General features: G+C 41.4%; 17 protein-coding genes and 1 CRISPR repeat array. Of the genes, 3 read left to right on the top strand and 14 right to left on the bottom strand.

The window, feature by feature from the left end; genetic code table 11:
* The first annotated feature begins 50 nt into the window (after positions 1–50).
* Positions 51–2,623: a CRISPR direct-repeat array (repeat unit 37 nt; unit sequence ATTGCAATTCATCAAAATCCCTATTAGGGATTGAAAC).
* Between the two features lie 218 nt (positions 2,624–2,841).
* The 6 genes from VB732_RS22870 to VB732_RS22895 all read right to left on the bottom strand — a co-directional run bounded on the left by VB732_RS22870 (position 2,842) and on the right by VB732_RS22895 (position 9,488).
* On the bottom strand, positions 2,842–3,930 hold the full coding sequence (locus VB732_RS22870) for a HAMP domain-containing sensor histidine kinase (RefSeq protein WP_323233189.1): 1,089 nt from the start codon (positions 3,928–3,930) through the stop codon (positions 2,842–2,844).
* Positions 3,927–4,646 (bottom strand): response regulator transcription factor, encoded by a 720-nt coding sequence (locus tag VB732_RS22875; protein WP_323233190.1) that lies wholly within the window; start codon positions 4,644–4,646, stop codon positions 3,927–3,929. Before VB732_RS22875 ends, VB732_RS22870 begins: the two co-directional genes overlap by 4 nt.
* Before the next feature lie 119 nt (positions 4,647–4,765).
* Positions 4,766–5,461: an NYN domain-containing protein gene (locus VB732_RS22880; protein WP_323233191.1), complete on the bottom strand. Its 696-nt coding sequence runs from the start codon at positions 5,459–5,461 to the stop codon at positions 4,766–4,768.
* 592 nt (positions 5,462–6,053) lie between these two features.
* Entirely contained in the window at positions 6,054–7,133 is a 1,080-nt protein-coding gene (locus VB732_RS22885; protein WP_323233192.1) for a fatty acid desaturase, read from the bottom strand.
* Between the two features lie 218 nt (positions 7,134–7,351).
* Positions 7,352–8,404 carry a fatty acid desaturase gene (locus VB732_RS22890; protein ID WP_323233193.1) on the bottom strand — a complete coding sequence of 351 codons (1,053 nt, stop codon included), beginning with the start codon at positions 8,402–8,404 and terminating at the stop codon, positions 7,352–7,354.
* 262 nt (positions 8,405–8,666) lie between these two features.
* Positions 8,667–9,488, bottom strand: a complete 822-nt coding sequence (locus VB732_RS22895) for an acyl-CoA desaturase (protein ID WP_323233194.1) — start codon at positions 9,486–9,488, stop codon at positions 8,667–8,669.
* Between the two features lie 92 nt (positions 9,489–9,580).
* Between VB732_RS22895 and VB732_RS22900 the strand changes: the two genes are divergently transcribed.
* Positions 9,581–10,822 carry a methionine gamma-lyase family protein gene (locus VB732_RS22900; RefSeq protein WP_323233195.1) on the top strand — a complete coding sequence of 414 codons (1,242 nt, stop codon included), beginning with the start codon at positions 9,581–9,583 and terminating at the stop codon, positions 10,820–10,822.
* A gap of 130 nt (positions 10,823–10,952) precedes the next feature.
* On the opposite strand, the gene VB732_RS22905 is transcribed toward VB732_RS22900, so the two are convergent.
* The 8 genes from VB732_RS22905 to VB732_RS22940 all read right to left on the bottom strand — a co-directional run bounded on the left by VB732_RS22905 (position 10,953) and on the right by VB732_RS22940 (position 18,321).
* Positions 10,953–11,228, bottom strand: coding sequence for a hypothetical protein (locus VB732_RS22905; RefSeq protein WP_323233196.1), 276 nt, complete (start codon positions 11,226–11,228; stop codon positions 10,953–10,955).
* 210 nt (positions 11,229–11,438) lie between these two features.
* The gene (locus VB732_RS22910; protein ID WP_323233197.1) at positions 11,439–12,374 is read right to left on the bottom strand and encodes a manganese catalase family protein; all 936 of its coding nucleotides are present in this window, start codon (positions 12,372–12,374) and stop codon (positions 11,439–11,441) included.
* Positions 12,375–12,847: 473 nt separating this feature from the next.
* The gene (locus VB732_RS22915) at positions 12,848–13,189 is read right to left on the bottom strand and encodes a cupin domain-containing protein (RefSeq protein ID WP_323233198.1); all 342 of its coding nucleotides are present in this window, start codon (positions 13,187–13,189) and stop codon (positions 12,848–12,850) included.
* A gap of 83 nt (positions 13,190–13,272) precedes the next feature.
* Complete coding sequence (locus tag VB732_RS22920) at positions 13,273–14,442, bottom strand: zinc-dependent alcohol dehydrogenase (protein ID WP_323233199.1); 1,170 nt, start codon at positions 14,440–14,442, stop codon at positions 13,273–13,275.
* Positions 14,443–14,620: 178 nt separating this feature from the next.
* Positions 14,621–15,004, bottom strand: coding sequence for a hypothetical protein (locus tag VB732_RS22925; protein ID WP_323233200.1), 384 nt, complete (start codon positions 15,002–15,004; stop codon positions 14,621–14,623).
* A 62-nt stretch (positions 15,005–15,066) separates the two neighbouring features.
* The gene (locus VB732_RS22930; RefSeq protein ID WP_323233201.1) at positions 15,067–16,236 is read right to left on the bottom strand and encodes a zinc-dependent alcohol dehydrogenase; all 1,170 of its coding nucleotides are present in this window, start codon (positions 16,234–16,236) and stop codon (positions 15,067–15,069) included.
* Positions 16,237–16,333: 97 nt separating this feature from the next.
* Positions 16,334–17,032 carry an SRPBCC family protein gene (locus VB732_RS22935; protein WP_323233202.1) on the bottom strand — a complete coding sequence of 233 codons (699 nt, stop codon included), beginning with the start codon at positions 17,030–17,032 and terminating at the stop codon, positions 16,334–16,336.
* A gap of 191 nt (positions 17,033–17,223) precedes the next feature.
* Positions 17,224–18,321: a DJ-1/PfpI/YhbO family deglycase/protease gene (locus VB732_RS22940; RefSeq protein ID WP_323233203.1), complete on the bottom strand. Its 1,098-nt coding sequence runs from the start codon at positions 18,319–18,321 to the stop codon at positions 17,224–17,226.
* Positions 18,322–18,693: 372 nt separating this feature from the next.
* Here VB732_RS22940 and VB732_RS22945 point away from each other — a divergent pair, with 372 nt between their 5' ends.
* Entirely contained in the window at positions 18,694–19,092 is a 399-nt protein-coding gene (locus VB732_RS22945; RefSeq protein ID WP_323233204.1) for a DUF6335 family protein, read from the top strand.
* 503 nt (positions 19,093–19,595) lie between these two features.
* The gene (locus VB732_RS22950) at positions 19,596–20,087 is read left to right on the top strand and encodes an orange carotenoid protein N-terminal domain-containing protein (protein WP_323233205.1); all 492 of its coding nucleotides are present in this window, start codon (positions 19,596–19,598) and stop codon (positions 20,085–20,087) included.
* The last annotated feature ends 140 nt before the right edge of the window (positions 20,088–20,227 follow it).

Consider the following 20,227-nt stretch of genomic DNA (forward strand, 5'->3'; position numbering starts at 1 on the left):
ATTAGGGATTGAAACTTTTGCTGCTTTGAGTAGCGCTAATCTTCCCAATTATTGCAATTCATCAAAATCCCTATTAGGGATTGAAACGTAATTACCGCACGAGATAAGAAAGCAATACTTCCATTGCAATTCATCAAAATCCCTATTAGGGATTGAAACGATGTATCTCAGCTTCAAAAACTACATATCTTCACATTGCAATTCATCAAAATCCCTATTAGGGATTGAAACATTCTCTGTGCAATATCTTCCACAAGTGCAGCAGATTGCAATTCATCAAAATCCCTATTAGGGATTGAAACGGTAAAGCTCAGTTTCGCAAACTTGTATCTAGGGTATTGCAATTCATCAAAATCCCTATTAGGGATTGAAACCTAAGCCCAAAAGTTATCTAAACTTAAATCTGCGTGAAATTGCAATTCATCAAAATCCCTATTAGGGATTGAAACGAGCCACGCAAAAGCTTAGATGAACTTGAAGAGGAAATTGCAATTCATCAAAATCCCTATTAGGGATTGAAACGCCGCGACTCAATAACCAAGTAATGGTGTGGAAGATTGCAATTCATCAAAATCCCTATTAGGGATTGAAACGTGCGAGTGCCATTCGCATACTTAACCAGACAATAAGGCGATTGCAATTCATCAAAATCCCTATTAGGGATTGAAACTTGTTCGATCTCTTCGGGCGGGAATATTTTTAACCTATTGCAATTCATCAAAATCCCTATTAGGGATTGAAACTTTTTGTATTTTGCTTTTCAATGCTTTATATTTTCATTGCAATTCATCAAAATCCCTATTAGGGATTGAAACTTAAAGATTCTTCTGACCCCGACAATACAATTTGAATTGCAATTCATCAAAATCCCTATTAGGGATTGAAACGAGCAACCCAATGGGCCCTCAACTGATACTTGGAATTGCAATTCATCAAAATCCCTATTAGGGATTGAAACTGAGTGAATCGTGCAATCTGCCGTTCTTTCTACAAGATTGCAATTCATCAAAATCCCTATTAGGGATTGAAACCGAGAAATTGAATAGAAGCGCATAGAACTTTTGAATAATTGCAATTCATCAAAATCCCTATTAGGGATTGAAACAACGCCAACCCAAACAGAAAAGCAATTACATTTTTATTGCAATTCATCAAAATCCCTATTAGGGATTGAAACTGATTCTGAATCCCAATGGAAGCGTGACTAGAGTATTGCAATTCATCAAAATCCCTATTAGGGATTGAAACTTCTTAGTTTGGAGCGCTTGACCGAAAAAATCATATTGCAATTCATCAAAATCCCTATTAGGGATTGAAACTGAAGTAGAAGCTTCTCTATATCTACTTCTACTTAATTGCAATTCATCAAAATCCCTATTAGGGATTGAAACAGAAAGAAGACACGAAATACTTAAAACTTGTGGCGATTGCAATTCATCAAAATCCCTATTAGGGATTGAAACAGGAAAAATTGCCAGACGCGGCCGCAAGCCGAAAATATTGCAATTCATCAAAATCCCTATTAGGGATTGAAACAATTTAAGCGGGGGGACTTAGTAGAAGTTGTGGATTGCAATTCATCAAAATCCCTATTAGGGATTGAAACAAATTATTCGCTTTGAGGAGCAGTTTTTTTTGAGCATTGCAATTCATCAAAATCCCTATTAGGGATTGAAACTAAGCATAAAAAATCTTTCGGACTAAAATAATTCATTGCAATTCATCAAAATCCCTATTAGGGATTGAAACTTTGCGAATTCTCTTGCATTTAATAGAACTCCTGATTGCAATTCATCAAAATCCCTATTAGGGATTGAAACGTAATCTTCCAAGCTCATCAATAAATTGTCCCCAAAACATTGCAATTCATCAAAATCCCTATTAGGGATTGAAACATTTTGAATTGGATGCCACGAAAACCTCATTCCCTGCCAGATTGCAATTCATCAAAATCCCTATTAGGGATTGAAACGAATGCCTTCAGCGATCGCGTCCTGCTCCGAAATAATTGCAATTCATCAAAATCCCTATTAGGGATTGAAACCTATCAAGTGCCTGATTTAGATGGGATGGAAGAGATTGCAATTCATCAAAATCCCTATTAGGGATTGAAACGAGGATGGCAGCCCTGCGGGAATTAAAAATTGATAATATTGCAATTCATCAAAATCCCTATTAGGGATTGAAACCCAGCAGAAAGTATCCCTAGACGTGAACGCCACATTGCAATTCATCAAAATCCCTATTAGGGATTGAAACCTGCTTTTTTAATTGATATGTCAGCACTGGTAAAATTGCAATTCATCAAAATCCCTATTAGGGATTGAAACTTATTCTCTATAGCCCAGTCAATATGTGCATTAAAATTGCAATTCATCAAAATCCCTATTAGGGATTGAAACTTGTCTCCTGCAAGTTGTTGGTCGATCGCAGTGCGTTGGATTGCAATTCATCAAAATCCCTATTAGGGATTGAAACCTATAGTTTTGCCTTACAGCAAAATCAAGTGTTACCATTGCAATTCATCAAAATCCCTATTAGGGATTGAAACGCCGATGAATCGCCTACTGCTTTTTCGAAATTAACATTGCAATTCATCAAAATCCCTATTAGAGATTGATATCATGTCCGGCAAATTACTTGTAATATGTCATTGCGAGTGCAACGAAGTGGAATGAAGCAATCGCAAGGCTTTTGGGATTGCTTCTCTTCGTACCCTGCGGGAACGCCAAGGGTGGTACGCAATGACAATTATTTAACCGTACATGATATCAATGCCTTGTATAGCAATGGTTTTGCAAAAATAAGCAGTAATATATAAATTTCACCCCCCATGCCCCTTTAAGCCAAAGGCAGAAAAAACCGAAAAGTACTACCAACTCCCAACTCGCTTTCTACCTGAATCTGACCGCCTTGTAGTTCAATTAAACGACGGGAAATAGTTAAACCAATACCCGTACCTCCTGAATGGCGATCGCGCGATTGATCGGCTCGCCAGAAGCGTTCAAACACATGGGGCAAATTTTCTGGAGCGATACCAATGCCTGTATCTATAACTGCAATCCAGAGTTTAGATGCTTCAGTACCAACACGAATAGTAATTGAACCTTCGTTAGTGTAATGCACCGCATTACCAAGCAGATTAACCAAAACCTGCTCTGTACGGTCAATATCCGCCAATACCAGAGGCAGCACAGATGGGCATTGTAAGAGCAAAACTGGCCCATCTTCCAACAGTTGATCGGTGAATTTCTCCGCTAACGACTCTAACAACGGACGCAGATTTACCCGTTGGATATTAATTGGCAAATAACCAGCTTCTGCCTTAGATAGTTCTTGCAAATCGTTCACCAACCGCTCTAAGCGCCTAGTTTCTTTAGCTAAACGCCGATAAATTTCGGGAGACGCTTCAATTTCGCCATCAGCCAGTTCTTCTAAGTAGCCGCGTACAACTGTTAACGGTGTCCGTAATTCATGGGTCATGTCTCCAATTACCTCTCGCCGCCGCGCTTCTACTCCTTCTAAACTGGCTGCCATCCGGTTAAAACTAGCACCCAGTCTATTAAGTTCTGGAATGTCAGACATAGGTAGTCGTGCATCCATCTGACCAGCAGCAAATTTTTGGGTGATTTGTTCCATCTCCGTCAAGCGTTGCACAATTCGTCTAGACACCCAGTAACTCAATCCTCCAGCTGCGGTGCTACCAGCTAAGACTGACCAAATAGTGCTTCGCTGCCAAGCAAATTCAAATCCTGTAACCAATTTAGTACGAACATTGATTAAGTTGAACCCCTGATTTTCTAATCGTTCCAAATGCAAGATAAACAAGTGGGGGGAAGATATTTTGCTGATGCTTACCAGACTAGCTACCCCCACAATCATTACTACTAAATGGGAGAAAAATAGGCGCTCTCTTAGCCCCATCTTCATAACATTTGCGCTACCAGAGGATCTTCAAATTTATAGCCAACCCCAACAACAGTTTTAATAAAAGTAGGATTTGCCGAATCAGGCTCAATCTTTTTTCGTAACCGAGCTACATGAGTATCAACCACTCGTTCATCGCCAAAAAAGTTATCTCCCCAAAGTTTATCAATTAGTTGAGTGCGGTTCCAAACTCGACCAGGATGGCTGACAAAGGTGGTTAGTAAGTTAAATTCTAAGGTAGTTAAATCCAAAATCTCAGGTTGCTGAGAATCCATCTGCCGACTAGCAGTGCGCTGGTCTACATCAACAATAAAATGTTGAGTACGATTGACTTGATGTTGTCCCCCTTGGCGGAGGCTACGCCGCAATAATGCCCGTACTCTAGCTACCAACTCTCTGGGGCTAAAGGGTTTGACCATGTAATCGTCAGCACCAGTAGATAGACCAATCACGCGATCGATTTCTTCGCCTTTAGCGGTGAGCATTAATATGTAAGGATCTTTTACACCTGGTTTCTGGCGAATTCTGGCGCAAACTTCCAAACCATCCAAACCAGGAATCATTAAATCTAAAATGATTAAATCAGGTGGTTGCTCCTGAAACATCCGTAAAGCATTGATCCCATCACGGCTAATGCGACAAAAAAATCCTTCTTTTTCTAAAGATAATTGGATTAAATGAGCAATTTCTGGCTCATCTTCAACTATTAAAATATCCATTTCAATTAGGGCCAAGCAAAATACGCAAATAGAACTGGAAACTAGTCGTCCGTTCCATTGATTTTGAGGGGCTGCTAGATCCCCGACTTCTCAAAGAAGTCGGGGATCTGAACTGAGTTTTAAAGGTTTGAATTTGAAGGTGTGCGATAACTATACCCAAGATTAGAATCTTTTTGAATGTGTGTTTTAATGCTGTCGAGGTCAATGAAGCAGTCAGCGACATCAATTAAGCTTTCACTAGTACTAGTTTGTAGACTCACCACTTCTACTCGAACCCCCATTCTGCTGACAGCATTCACAGCATAAGCTAGATCGCCATCTCCACTAACTAAGACCGCAGTATCATAATAAGGAGCTAAAGTTAGCATATCTACAGCAATTTCTACGTTCAGATTTGATTTTTTAAAATTCTCTGTCGGTTGCGTGATATCTTTAGCTACTACACGATAGCCATTACGACGCATCCACAATAAAAAACCTTGCTGCTTTTCATTGCTGATATCAACTCCGGTATAAAAGAAAGCACGCAACAGCCTTGAACCATTAGTTAAATGACAAAGCAATTTAACATAGTCAATTTCTATACCAAGTTGTAAAGCTGTATGAAATAGGTTTAAGCCATCAATAAAAATAGCAACTCGACCACGATTCAAGTTATTGACAATCGAACTATCAGTTGGTGTATCTTGTATTTTGGGGTCTTTACCTTTGACCGTAGAATCACTCAAATTTTGCCCTTGCCAATGTGGTTTAGCCTTGAGTATTTTAGGTTCTTTAAATTCATTTCTATGTTTGCTAAAATTAGTTATAATCATTGATACCTCTGATTTTAAAGATGGAAAAACTTTTGGCTAAATTGTCTATAGTATAGTCTGTGCTAATTTCTAACCCTAGCAGGTAATGGTATTAAATCACTACATGCAAATAAAGTTAACTAGTGCTAAACAGGATTTAAAGTAGGCAGATCAAGAGTTTGTCACTTTTGTTAGGGTTAGTTTGACGATATATTGCTTCTGTCCACAGATATGTTAATCTTTACCCACCGATACAGCAAGGGTTTAGAGAAAATAAATCTTGCTGATTCAGACTAGGGATAAGAATCCGCAAACATCATCTATCTATTTTTATTTTAACTCTGTGTTTTCATAACTTTACAGCCGGAAGTTTATATTTTCCCCAGGTTTTGGATGTTCAAGTACTGACAGAGTTAGAAATACTAATAAGAGACTTGCAAAAAAATAAATTATCGCAAATTATTTGTAAATTTGTAGGTTAGCACAGTTGTTACCCTACGATGAAACGTTTTTTAATTAGGATTCTTTTTTATCGAACAGAATTCAGGAGTCAGAAAGAACTGACAAAAATACAAGATTCCCGACTTATTTAAATAAGTCGGGAATCTGAGGCTTAGTCTTTAGCTAACTTATTATTGGATGTGTAGTAAACCTTACTACCAGTATCAGGGACAAAATGGCAGTTGATGCATGAATTCCATACTGACTTCCAAATTGGTTCTTCCGATTTGTGGAAATACTCACCCATCACTGGTTTTATTGCCTCAGTTGCTTTCAGCAAATTGTAGTGAGGGATGTTAAGGAATATATGGTGAGCAACATGAGTACCGATATCGTGATGGATATGATTAACTAAACCATAATCACGGTCAATACTAGAAATTGCGCCTTTTAAGAAAGTCCAATCTTCTCCACGATACCAGGGAAGCTCTGGCTCAGTGTGGTGCAAGAATGTCACCAAATCTAGCCAAACTATGAACACCAAGTAGGGTACAGCGTAATATTTTAGCAACCACATCCAACCCCATTGGTAGGTGAGGAAACCTAGCAAACCTACCATACCAATCAACAGTATAGTACTAGTGAGAACATCCCATTTTTCCGATGGTTTGAAAAGCGAACTACTGGGCAAAAAGTGAGAGCCTTCTTTATTAGGAGAACGCTTAAACAGATACACAGGATAAGCCAAAAGAAAAACGTAGTATCTACCGATCTTTTGGGCTAAAGGCATCTCCTTATATTGTGATTCTGTCACAGGATACCAGCTTTCATCATTATCAATATTGCCAGTATTTTTGTGATGAGTTCTGTGACTAATTCGCCAACCATGATAAGGAACAAGTATTGGTGTGTGAGAAAGATGTCCAATCAAATCATTAAGCCATTTATGCTTAGAAAAAGATTGGTGTCCACAGTCATGTCCGACTACAAACAAAGCCCAAAACATCGTTCCTTGCATTAGCCAGAAAATCGGGAAGAAAAGCCAAGAATCCAGGTAATTAGCTACTGCATAAAGCAGACCGATAATCAGGATGTCACGAAAGAAGTAAAAAAGTGATTTTGTCACATTAGGCTGAAAACATTCAGCCGGAATTGCAGCTTTTAAATCTTGAAGAGTGAAAGGTAATTTAGTCGTATCCTCAGACGTTTCAGAGCCAGGAGGATTGTTCAACGCGATGGTATCTAATTGCACTGGATTCTTTTGTTGGATATAAATCGGAACTTGATTTGAGACAAAATTATCTCATCTCTAGGATGCCCACGACATTAGCGATCGCTAACAAACAAGAGGATAATTTCTGGCAATTTATCTAATAATTTTATTCAGTAAACAATTGCCAGATTCTATTAAAACACAGCATCATAAACGCTCTCGTGGCTTCAAGAGCGTGAGTGTAATCACAGGGCTATTTATTGCTCTGTGTAATGTTCGTTGAAAGTCTTATAACCAACGTCAGTTGTGTACAGTTGACACTCGTCTGTAATCTGCTTCATTAAAGGCCAAGAAAACTGACACTCATCATGGAGATAAGATCCCCAATTCTCTTTGATGCTGCTGTAAGCTAGCCGCAAATTATAAGAAGGAATCGCAGTGGAAATATGATGAGGGACATGAACATTGATATCGTGGCACAGAATTTCTACCCAGCGCGGATAATCGCAATGAATAGTGCCAGATAACTGTGCTAGAGCTTCGTTCCACTTGTTCGCTGTCGCAAAAGGAACATCTGCGGCAGTATGGTGAACAATCGTAAAAGTACTCATCCAAAAGTGGTAAATCATCCAAGGCACTAGCCAAAACTTGACAAATCCCCAGATACCAGTTGTGGCGATGAGAAGTGGGAAAGCGATCGCAGCAAACACAACTACTACAGCCACAGAAAGCTTGATACTCGATTGGTCTTTGGTTTTGAAGTTCCGCCAATCAAAATGCACTACAGCCCAATGTCCAATGGAACCTACCCACCAGAGGCGTTTACGCATGAACAGCTTAAAAGCAGACTGCCGGGTTGTATCCCAATTTTCAAACACTTCTGGTCTGATTGGATGCCAAGCGTTATCCTCATCCAGCTTGTTGGTATGAGTATGGTGATAATTATGCTTAATGCGCCAACTGTGAAAGGGGTAAATCAACGGCATCATGAAGAAATGCCCCACCAAATCATTTACCCAACGTTGTTTGGCAAAAGACCTGTGACCACAATCATGGCCAATTACAAAAAAACCTGTCAAAGCAGTGCCCGTAAAAATCCAAGCTAGGGGCAAGAGAAACCAAGGAGTAATGATCAGGCTGTAATAACCCAAGGCAACCGCCAAGACACTGAGCAGTACTTGTGTCCAAGCTTTGCGGCGGTTATGCTCAAAGCATTCCCGTGGCAGGGTTTTAACAATATCTTTGAGCCTAAAGTCGGAATTACCAGGCTCGTCACTTAGTTTCTGGCTATTAATTATTGATGTAGTCATGGACACCTGAGAAACGACAAACTCCTCCACCAAGTCACCAAAAAGTAACTTGCCGCAAAAATTCTTAATATTAGCGCTTCGGATTATAGCAATCTAACCGACACAAGCGCACCAGTAAATAGCTTTTTAAAAAGTCAGGAGTTAGAAGTGATCGGTTATGAGCTAAAAACCTTACACACCCTAACCCCTGTACAGACGCGATTAATGAGCCAGCGCGTTGCGGGGGTTCCCCCCCGTTGTAGCGACTGGCGTCGCGTCTCTCCTAACTAACTTTTGTTGGGGCCAACTTCACATTAGTCGCCAGGCCAACTGCTTGTAGCAATTGAACAGTCATCCAAGTTAAATCGATTTCCCACCATTCCAGCCCATGACGAGCTGAGTATTGAAAAGCGTGATGGTTATTATGCCAGCCTTCACCGAAAACTAGTACGGCTACCCACCAGCAATTAGTCGATTGATCCCCAGAATCATAGCTCCGATAGCCAAATTTATGAGTAGCGCTGTTCACCAACCAAGTACAGTGGTAAACCCAGACAATGCGAACAAAAATTCCCCAAATAACAAAGGGCCAGCCACCCAGAGCCAAAAGCAATAAGCCCAGAGCAACCTGGATCAAAATGAAATATTTTTCTAAAAACTGATAAACTGGGTCTTCTGCAATGTCTTTGGTGAAACGAGGAACATCAGCGTGAGCGGGACAATAATGAGTCAGCCAACCCATGTGGCTCCACCAGAAGCCTTTATTAGAATCATGGGGATCAGTGTCAGTATCAGAGTTTAAATGATGAATGCGATGTGTCCCAATCCACTCAATTGGGCCTCCTTGACAGGAAAGTGTCCCAAAGAAAACCAGGAGATATTCTAGCCACTTGGGAGTTTGAAAACTGCGGTGGGTGACAAGGCGATGAAATCCTAGAGTAACGCCTAAACCACCAGTTATCCAATACAGCAAGAAACCCACACCAACTGCCGTCCAGCTAAAGTTACCAGGAACAAAGGCAAATAAAGCGCCGATGTGCAGTCCAATGAAGAACAGGGTATTAACCCAGTTAATTTGAGGTTTGGTTGAAGTAGCAATTGTCATGCAGTAACCTGAATTTGATTTTTCCAGCCTAGTCTGCGCGATTTTAAAATCCGCATATCTATAAATTTAATTTTTTTTTGAACGAGGAACTGATGAACAGCTTAGAGCAGCTGCGGCAAGCAGAACAGGCATTATTAGAAATTTTTTCTGGAATTGACACTCATATCAAGCATAATCTAAAACGAGTGCTGGATGCCTTTCGTAATCACCGTGTGGGCGCACACCATTTTGCTGGTGTAAGTGGCTATGGTCACGATGATTTAGGACGAGAAACTTTAGATAAAGTTTTTGCCGAAGTTATGGGTGCTGAAGCTGCGGCCGTGCGAGTGCAATTCGTTTCGGGAACTCATGCGATCGCTTGTGCTTTGTTTGGTGTTCTCCGTCCCGGAGATGAAATGTTAGCAGTGGTCGGTTCTCCCTACGATACGCTTGAAGAAGTCATTGGTTTACGTGGTCAAGGCCAAGGCTCCCTTATCGAGTTTGGCATAAATTACCGCCAATTGGAGCTAACCCCAGAAGGAACTATAGATTGGCAAGCAATAAGAACTAATGTGACTGAAAACACTCGTTTAGTGTTAATTCAGCGTTCTTGTGGCTATTCTTGGCGGCCTAGTTTATCAATTGCCGATATTGAAAAAATCGTCCATTTGGTAAAACAGCAAAACCCGAATACCGTTTGCTTTGTGGATAACTGCTACGGCGAATTTATTGAAACAAGGGAACCTACAGCCGTAGGTGCTGATTTAATGGCGGGGTCATTGATTAAAAATCCTGGTGGTACTATTGTCAGCGCTGGCGGTTATGTTGCTGGTCGCGCCGACTTAGTGGAAGCATCGGCCTGTCGCCTCACTGCTCCTGGTATCGGTAGTTATGGCGGCGCTACTTTTGACCAAAATCGCCTGCTGTTCCAAGGCTTATTTCTGGCTCCGCAAATGGTAGGAGAGGCGATGAAAGGGACGTATTTAACTGGTTATGTATTTGACAAACTCGGTTATCCAGTTAATCCTGCACCTCTGGCTCCCCGTGGAGATGTAATTCAGGCAATCAAACTCGGTTCTGCCGAAAAGCTAATTGCTTTCTGTAAGGCGATACAACAGCATTCTCCCATCGGTTCCTATCTTGACCCTATTCCAGACGAAATGCCGGGGTATGAGAGCAAAGTAGTCATGGCTGGGGGGACATTTATTGAAGGGAGTACCTTGGAATTATCAGCAGATGGGCCTTTGCGTGAACCTTATGTGGTTTATTGCCAGGGGGGGACTCATTGGACTCATGTAGCGATCGCATTAGAGGCTGCAATTAATGCAATCGGAAATGCTGGCACAATATTGTAGCATATATTCCGCCGCGCATCAGGTTTATTGAGAAATTAAGCGTAGGTTGGGTTGAGGAACGAAACCCAACATTATCAAGGCTTTGTTGGGTTTCGCTGCCGCTCAACCCAACCTACTATTCTTCTTAACACTACGCATTTGCTACTTCGGCGATCGCATTTGTTATTTCAGCGAACCCATTTGTTATTTCGGCGAACCCATTTGCTATTTCGGCGAACCCATTTGCTATTTCAGCGAACCCATTTGCTATTTCGGCGAACCCATTTGTTATTTCAGCGATCGCATTTGCTATTTCAGCGAACCCATTTGCTATTTCGGCGAACCCATTTGTTATTTCAGCGATCACATTTGCTATTTCGGCTAACGCATTTGTTACTTTGGCGATCGCATTAGACTTTTCAAACACCCTCTTAGAAAACCAACTTGACTTTGCTTGTGCATATAGCCGACTATCTGCACCATAATTTTCGAGGGCAGATTTGAGAGCTAGCCCAATTTGGTAAACCAGTGGATCAGATGTTCATCTGTCAAAAATTCCCCCAATTCTCCTTGCAAAGGAGGGTTGGGGGAATCAAGTGTTATTAGGACAGATGTGAATGCAACTTTATGCCAATGATTAATCACCGGTACCTGTTCCGATACCTGTTATACGGTCAATCAAAGAGGGTGCGCTCGAATCGTTGCCTTGTGCCTGTGCCATTTTCGAGGTACCATGCAGTCGTGGATCGGGCACAGGAGGTTGTGGTTCTGGGCCTAGTGGTTGGGGATTTTCCACATACTCAAATTCGCCTTTGCCATCCATTGAGGGGCCTTTCGCCCAACGACCTTCAGAACTTTCTGTGCCTTCTGAGTGATTCCAAAACTGATAGGCAAACTCGCGTTTCTCCAATTCCAATGGGAAGGAACTGGGAACTGGCGTGGTTTCCAATCCAGAGCTTTCTAAATCCTCAATGGTTGCTAACCACAAGTTTTGATGCATCGTATCACGAGCGATCATAAAGCTCAAGGTATCTTTCACACCTGGATCGTCGGTCATTTCATATAGTCGCACTGCTTGCAAACGCCCTTGACTTTCGGCGTGGAGATTAGACCGGAAATCTGCTAACAGGTTGCCACTGGAGACAATATAACGACCGTTCCAAGGATAGCCGACGCTATCAGATGGTGTTGCACCCAAACCAGACACAATAGCGTGTTGGGGGTTCATCGCTGCCGCCATAATTACATCTCGTGGGCTACTACCGCCCATCACAGCACCTACCACCGCATCTTTTGCACTTTCTTCTTGCATTTTGAGCGGCGCTTTATCTAGAAGATGGGCAATCATCGTTGCCAGCATCTCAATATGACCGATTTCTTCAGTACCAACATCTAGCAGCATATCCCGGTACTTGGCAGGGCCTCGACAGTTCCAGCCTTGAAACAAATATTGCATCATCACGGTCATTTCACCAAAAGTCCCGCCGATGAGTTCTTGAATCTTCATTGCGTAAACTGCATCTGGTTTTTCTGGCGGCTTAAAATATTGGAGCTTCTTATTATGATAAAACATTTGAATTCCTTGTTGATTGCAGATGTCGCTGACACAAAATCAAAACAGTTGCCAAACTTTTATGCGATTTTGTGTAGTTTCTTATTACTAGGAAACTAATCAAATGCTTTATCTTCATCAGCCTCTAGTCTGATAAAAAAAATACTTTTAAATAAGTATTCCGACTAGGGCTTTTTTCTTTATAGTTCTGTCTAGAAATGGATTTCAGAAAGCCTTGGCTTCTTTCGAGAAAGGTATAACCAAAAGGCAGTAGTTTATTGTATTGCTTTACTAGGCTACTTTATATTCCATGAACAATGAGATCCCCGACTTCTTTAAGAAGTCGGGGATCTGAGTCTCTTGATTTTCACAACTTATTTAGGATTGCTATAAGAGTTTTTAGCGATACCTTCTCTACGAGAGGCTACGCCAACGGTGAGCTTCTCTACGAGACGCTTCGCGAACGCTAACGCAAAACTTCAGATAGCTGCAAATCAGTTTTCGTCTCGCCCGTGAACTTGAGCGGGTGGACTAGTTGCCTCAACAGCAGTAAATGGTTCTAGGATTTTGTAAGTATGGCTGGCTCCTTTTGGTACTACCCAAGAACTCCCAGACTCTAGTAAAATTGTTTGCCCTTCAATATGCAATTCTGCACGACCATTGATTACATAACCAACAGTTTCATATTCCCGTGCTGTCGGCTCTTTAGGCTCGTTCGGTTGCTCATCCTCCCATAGGCGCATAGAAATGCTTTTGCCAGATGCAAGATATTTTTGACCAAGTTGACCTTTAGGCGAATTGCTAGAGTCTACTTTGATAACGGTTTTATCAGACATATTGTTTGCCTCTTTATACTTTTAACTTTGGGCATTGGGCATGGTTATTTTCCTTGTTTCCATTCCCTATTCCCCATTCCCTACTAAGGTTTGAGTACAACTTTGATGCAGTTATCTTTCTTGTGCTTAAAAATCTCGTAGCCGTGGGGCGCTTGTTCTAGAGGTAAGGTGTGAGTGATGATAAACGTTGGATCGATGTCACCGTTTTGGATGTGTTCTAACAAAGGTTTTAGATACTTGTGGACATTCGTTTGTCCCATTTTGAAGGTTAATCCCTTGTTCATGGCAGCGCCCATCGGGATTTTATCTAAAAAGCCACCGTACACACCCGCAATTGATACGTGACCACCTTTAGCAGCAGATACTATTACTTGCCGTAATGCCGTTGGACGGTCTGTTTCTAGACGTACTGCTTGCTTTACCTGGTCGTAGAATGCCATAAAGTCTGTGCCGTGTGCTTCCATTCCCACTGCATCTATGCAAGCATCGGGGCCACGACCGCCAGTCATTTCTTTGAGTGCTTCGCCAATATTTACTTCTTCGTAGTTGAGAACTTCAGCTTTGCCGTATTCTTTAGCCATTTGCAGCCGTTCGGGAATGCGGTCAAAGGCGATAACACGTTCCGCACCTAGCATATATGCGCTTTTAATGGCGAATTGTCCAACTGGGCCACAACCCCAAACGGCAACAATATCACCGGGTTTAATCTTGCAGTTCTCGGCTGCCATGTAGCCAGTGGGAAAAATGTCTGTTAAAAATAGCACTTGCTCATCCGTTAAACCATCGGGGATTTTGAGCAAGCCGACATCGGCAAAGGGTACTCTTGCATACTCTGCTTGACCACCAGCATAACCGCCGAATAAATGAGAGTAGCCAAACAGACCTGCTGGCGAGTGGCCCATTTGCTTTTCTACTAACCAAGCATTGGGGTTAGAGTTGTCGCACAGTGACCATAAATCCCGATTGCAGAAAAAACAGCTACCGCAAGATATAGTAAAGGGAACAACGACGCGATCGCCTACATTCACATTTTTAACTGCACTTCCAAGTTCTACGACTTCCCCCATGAATTCATGACCAAGGATATCACCCTTTTGCATGGTGGGAATATAGCCGTCGTAAATATGCAAATCTGAACCACAAATTGCCGTGGAAGTAATTTTAACAATGGCATCGCGTGGGTTGAGAATTTTGGGGTCGGGAACTGTATCTACCCGCACGTCGTTTGCTCCGTGCCAGCAAACTGCTTTCATAATTATTTATTCCTTAATTAGAATTTATGGCTAAATAATATCAAGATAAATATCTTGATTGGGTCTCATTTTGAGACGCGATAATTATCGCGTCCCAGTAACTGCTCAAAGCTTATGCGACAATATATTTAGTCAAACAATGAGACAAATTGTTGTCAGCTTGAACCCTATTTATTCACTATCTGGTAGCAGCAGGAGTTCGGTAGTAACCCTCTTCAGTTTCAGTTAATGCTTGACCATTTTCTCTAACTTTGTTTTTTGTAGAATTCAGAAACTCTTTTGTAGCTCTAGGAGTTTCTTCGTCCAAATTTAGCTTTTCACGGATATTGTCAGCAGCTTCTTTTAAGGGATTTTGGGTATTTCTAATTTGAGTATCGTTTCTAATTTCACCCTGCCCGTCTGGTATTCCTTTATAATAGGTTCCCTCTGGAGTTGTAACATCAGCTTGTGCAACATTAACGTCGCTAAAAGCCTGACCTAACAAAAACATAAATCCTACCAGAAAAACTACAACGATTTGGGAAATGCGAATATTCCGCAGCCAAGAAGTTAATCGATTCATAAAAAACCTCAATTACATTATGTTAGGTGTACAATTCAAAACCTTAAATGACTATTCGCCACTTAGGGTTTAAGAACAACTTTGATACAGTTATCCTTTTTTTGTTGAAAGATATTGTAGGCGTGGGGTGCTTGTTCTAAAGGCAATTGATGGGTGACAACAAAGGATGGATCAAGTTTTCCATCCAAAATCATCTGCAATAACGAATGCATATATTTTTGTCCATGCATTTGTCCCATCCTAAAGGTTAAGCCCTTGTTAAAGGCTGCACCTAATGGTATTTTGTCTACAAAACCACCATAAACACCCATGATTGAAAGAGTCCCGCCTTTACGACAGGCGACCATCATTTCCCGCAGAACGTGAGGACGGTCGGTTTCCAATTTGAGCTTTTGTTTTGTCTGGTCGTAGAAGTCTTCAATACCAACACCATGTGCTTCTAAACCAACGGCATCGATGCAAGCATCGGGGCCACGGCCACCAGTCATCTCTTTCAACGCTTCGCCAGCATTAACTTCTTCGTAGTTAATCACTTCTGCTTTGGCAAACTTTTTCGCCATTTCCAGGCGTTCGGGAAAGCGATCTATACCGATCACTTTTTCGGCTCCCATCATGTAGGCGCTAATCATGGCAAATTGTCCAACAGCACCGCAACCCCAAACGGCTACGGTATCACCCGGTTGAATATCGCATAATTCTGCGCCCATATAACCGGTGGGGATAGCGTCGGAGATGAATAACAACATCTCATCCGGCAAATCTGGCGGAACTTTGACGACACCCACATCAGCAAAGGGTACGCGGATATATTCTGCTTGTGCGCCTGCATAGCCGCCTAGCATGTGGGAGTAGCCATAAATGGCTGAGGTGACATTGCCGAATAATTTTTCTTCAATCCAACCGTTGGGATTGGAGTTATCGCACAATGACCACATATCATGTTGACAATAATGGCAATTACCACAGCCAATGGTGGAAGGAACAACAACGCGATCGCCTATTTTTAAATTGTTGACTCCCTTACCAACTTCCACGACTTCCCCCATGAATTCGTGACCGATAATGTCACCCTGTTGCACTGTGGGAATATAGCCGCCATATATATGTAGATCGGAGCCACAAATCGCCGTGGAAGTAATTTTAATAATTGCATCACGCGGGTTGAGAATTGTCGGATCTGGTACCGACTGTACCCGCACATCATTAGCACCGTTCCAGCAAACTGCTTTCATATTTAGTCCTTAGTCATTAGTCATTGGTCATTAGTAATTCATCATTGGTCATTCGCTTTAGGCAAAGGAAAAATGACAATAGACAAAGAACAAATAACTAGCTTCGTCCAGAAGGTTGACCTTCGGTTGTAGCAATTTCGCCTGCTTCCATGAGCATCTTGAAGCGGCGCAATTCATCGCCAATTTGCTGTTCTGGTTCTTCGCCAAAGAGTTTAGCTACGGTAGCTGCCAATGCTCCACCGGGGGGGTTATACTCCAAAACAACCTTGACTTCCGTGCCGCGATCGCCTGGTGCTTTTTTGAAGCGAACAAAACCAGAATTATCAACATCTGCACCTTCTACAGAAGCCCAAGAAATAAATTCATTTTCTCGGTCTTCGAGAATATCTGCATCCCATTCTACGGTATTATCCAAGGGTGCATTGGCAATCCAGTGAGAACGTTTTTCGTTATGCACTTTGACAGATTTGAGATGCTTCATAAATGTGGGCAAATTTTCAAAGTCGTGCCAAAAGCGATACAGTTCATCTGCTGGTTTATTGATCGTTACCGTCTTTTCAACTTTGATGGGTTTGTTTATCCCTATTGCTTCCTGCGCTTGCTGGATTGTGCTTTGCTTTGTTGCACCTTGATAGAGCAAACCACCACCAGCCAAAGCCGTCAGCGCTCCCCGCAATGAACCTTGCCTTAAACCCATCAGTACCATCGCACCGCCACTGATAAGAGATGCCCAACGCTCTACTTCACTAGCTTCAGTCTGATTAGTACTTGGTTTATCACCTGATGTTGAAGTCACTTTTTTATATCTCCATCACAGTAATAAGAATCGTGCAAACAATAGCCAAAAAGAAAGATTTTCACGTAGGGGCAATTCATGAATTATCCTTACAGGTTGAGTTATTCAACACTGAAAACTTCGGCAGCCCCTACTAATAACGCGAACATCTTGTAATTACGAATTACGAATTACGAATTACGAACTACGAATTACATTGACACAGCAGCGCCTGAAGTCGGCTTAGGAGCCTGAATTTGATCGCCTATTCGTGCCCGATATAGTTCTGCCAATCGCTGTTCGTATTTCAATAAATCGTGGTAAATTTCTTTGAAAATAGCAGTTGCTACTGGGTCAGTGAACATTGCAGACAAATTACCAATATCGCCGATACCAGTTTGCACATCACCTAAAGCAGAACGTAACTGATATATATCATCACTTCCGGTCATGGCAGTTTTGACCTTGGCATACTGATTGGCAATATTTGCACCTAAAGAAGGTTTTTCGCCCAACAGCTGAAGATAAGTTTCCAGTTTTTGAATGTGGCGCTGTTTATTAGCAATTATTTCTTGAAAAACTGAGTTTACTTCGCTATCTGATTCCTTTTGCAAGTAGTTTTCAAATGCTTCTAGCGAATAACGTTCACCAGCAAGAGCATTATTTAAACCTTTGGTGATCTCACCTTTAGTTGAGCCACCCCAAGCGTCAGCTAGCTTCCACCATTCAGCACTTGTGTCTTTCTCATTTGGTAATGCGGCATCTTTGCCACCATAACCCAAACGGCTTAATATCGCTGTGGTGAAAATTGGCAAGTCTCCAGGTTCACGAGATGTAATCAAATTACCGTCAACTACTAGCGGCTCATCTAGATAATTTGCGCCAGCGTTAATCATATCCTTAGCAATAGCGCTAAAACCGGTGGCTTGTTTACCTTTGAGCAAGTCGCCTTCAATCAAAACTTGTGGCCCGTGGCAAACAGCAGCGACTAATTTTCCTTGTTGTATGGCTTCTTGGACAAAACGGACTGTGTTGGTGTTCCGCCGCATTTTATCGGGAGCCATTCCGCCAGGAATTATTACCGCATCGAATTCGGCTGCGATCGCTTCTGTAGTAGTACCATCAGCTTGGATGCTGAGTTTGCCGCGTTTACCCTTATATTTTTCATTCATTCGGGAACCAAGCACTACTACCTCTATTCCGGCTTGTTTGAGTCCATTATAAGGAACTGTAAATTCTGCATCCTCTACTGACTGTTCAATGAGGATAGCAACTTTTTTCTTACCGGAATGATTGTTATGGTCAGTCATAGATGTTATTACCTGTTCCTTTCTAGTGTTTAACTAACTACAATATTCATCAATTAGGAAAGTTAAAAATCCTAATTTTTTCAGGGATATAGATCCACTCAAATTCTGATTTTATCTTTAAATAAAAAATAGTCATGAGTGAGAAATTATTTACTGAATAACTTCGGTTTTACAACTCCTAACTCATAACTAAAAATTTCAACTACAAGTTGCTTGACCATGATTTCATATTTCCAATGGTATGGTGCGATCGCTACCTTAGCGTCGTTCCAAGGGGATAGATCCTTTTATTACTAAAGCTATACATCTTTAGCAAGATAACTTCGTGGCAGGAAAACGTTATTGTTGAGGATGCAGAAAAAGGCTAGTATCATGGCAGAAAAAAATCGTAATGACGAACTTGAAACCAATGATTTGCCACAGGAAATCACCGAATCCTACGGTACTGGTGTGAAGGACTTGCCGGGATACAATATCGGTGGGCGCTCAATAAAAGCAGAAAGAGACGAGTACACGGAAACTAGTCCTAAATTAACTGGCGGAGATGTTGATGCTTATTGGCAAGATGCAGATGCAGTTGGGGATGAAGCTGTTGGTGGTAGTACTTCCACTCCCGATAAAAATGTAACTGAGGAGCTAGAAGCGGCAGTGGGGCTAGAAATGGCTGATTCTGAGTTTCTCCATACCAATGATATTTTAGAAGGTCGTGATGGCGATCGCTGGGAGTTAGATCCAAAGTCTTCTGAAGATTATCAAGATCGGGGAGAGTAAAACCAGAAATTCTCTTGCTATTTTAAATGCTTAAATCAGCGACGTTAATAAATTAATGTAATGCCGCTAATTTAGGCAGTGCTTTTATAAGCCCTATCCCAATCAGGCTATAGGAATCCGGTTTGATTTATGAAAACATACGTAGGGTTAGCGACAGCGTAACGCACTAAACCCTCCAATTTTGTTCAAAAATCAAATATGATTCCTATAGCATCTATCTAACGAAATATATTTTTATAACGAATATCTCAAGCTGACAGAATTTCAATGGTTAAATATCTTCAAAATTTCTTTGTCACTCATGATTTTCGCATTTGATATTTGACCTTTATCTAACTGTAATACCTCTAATGCAGGACTACAGCCCGCCAGATTTATGTTTTGTTAATAATTGTTCTTCTTTCTGATTTTAATACCTCTACCTTCAGTAGGGTAAAACGTTAAATGTACATTTGATAACGTTACTAATAGCACTTATAAATTACAACTGGAGTTAAGAAATAATGACATACACACAAACTAGCGACCCAACTATTCGTCAACACGTTGAAGCTTGGCAAAAGTTGGGTGTAGATCAACAACTGGCTTTATTTTGGTTCATCTACAAAGAAATGGGTGGTTCAATTACACCAGCTGCTCCTGGTGCAAGCACTGTTTCCCCAGAAATCGCGGAAGGCTTGTTTAATCAAGTTAAAGAATTATCTCACGAACAACAATTACAAGTTCAGCGTGACTTGATTAATAAAGTGGATACCCAAATTTCTCGTGAATATGGTTCTTTGGGTGATACCACCAAGTTACTATTGTGGTATCGATTATCTCAAGGTATGGATAATGGGACTATCATCCCTGTACCTTCTGACTATGAACTCCCTTCAGGATGCAAAGAGTTGTTTGGCAAAATTCAAGGATTAGGCTTTGAGCAACAGATTACTCTTTTCCGTGATTATGTTTCACCAATGGGTGCTGAAGCAAAAGCAGGTGCTGAAATTTAGAACTTTTGAACTGAATTTAACCTTAGTCTCTTAATAAGAGTGGCTGTCATACCAAATTAATTTACTTGCAAAATCTTTTTGTACAGCCATCTTGTTAAGCCTTGTTATATCCGCCAGTACATCTGTAAGGGCACGGCAGT

The organism is Nostoc sp. UHCC 0252 (assembly GCF_034931145.1).
GTDB lineage: Bacteria > Cyanobacteriota > Cyanobacteriia > Cyanobacteriales > Nostocaceae > Nostoc.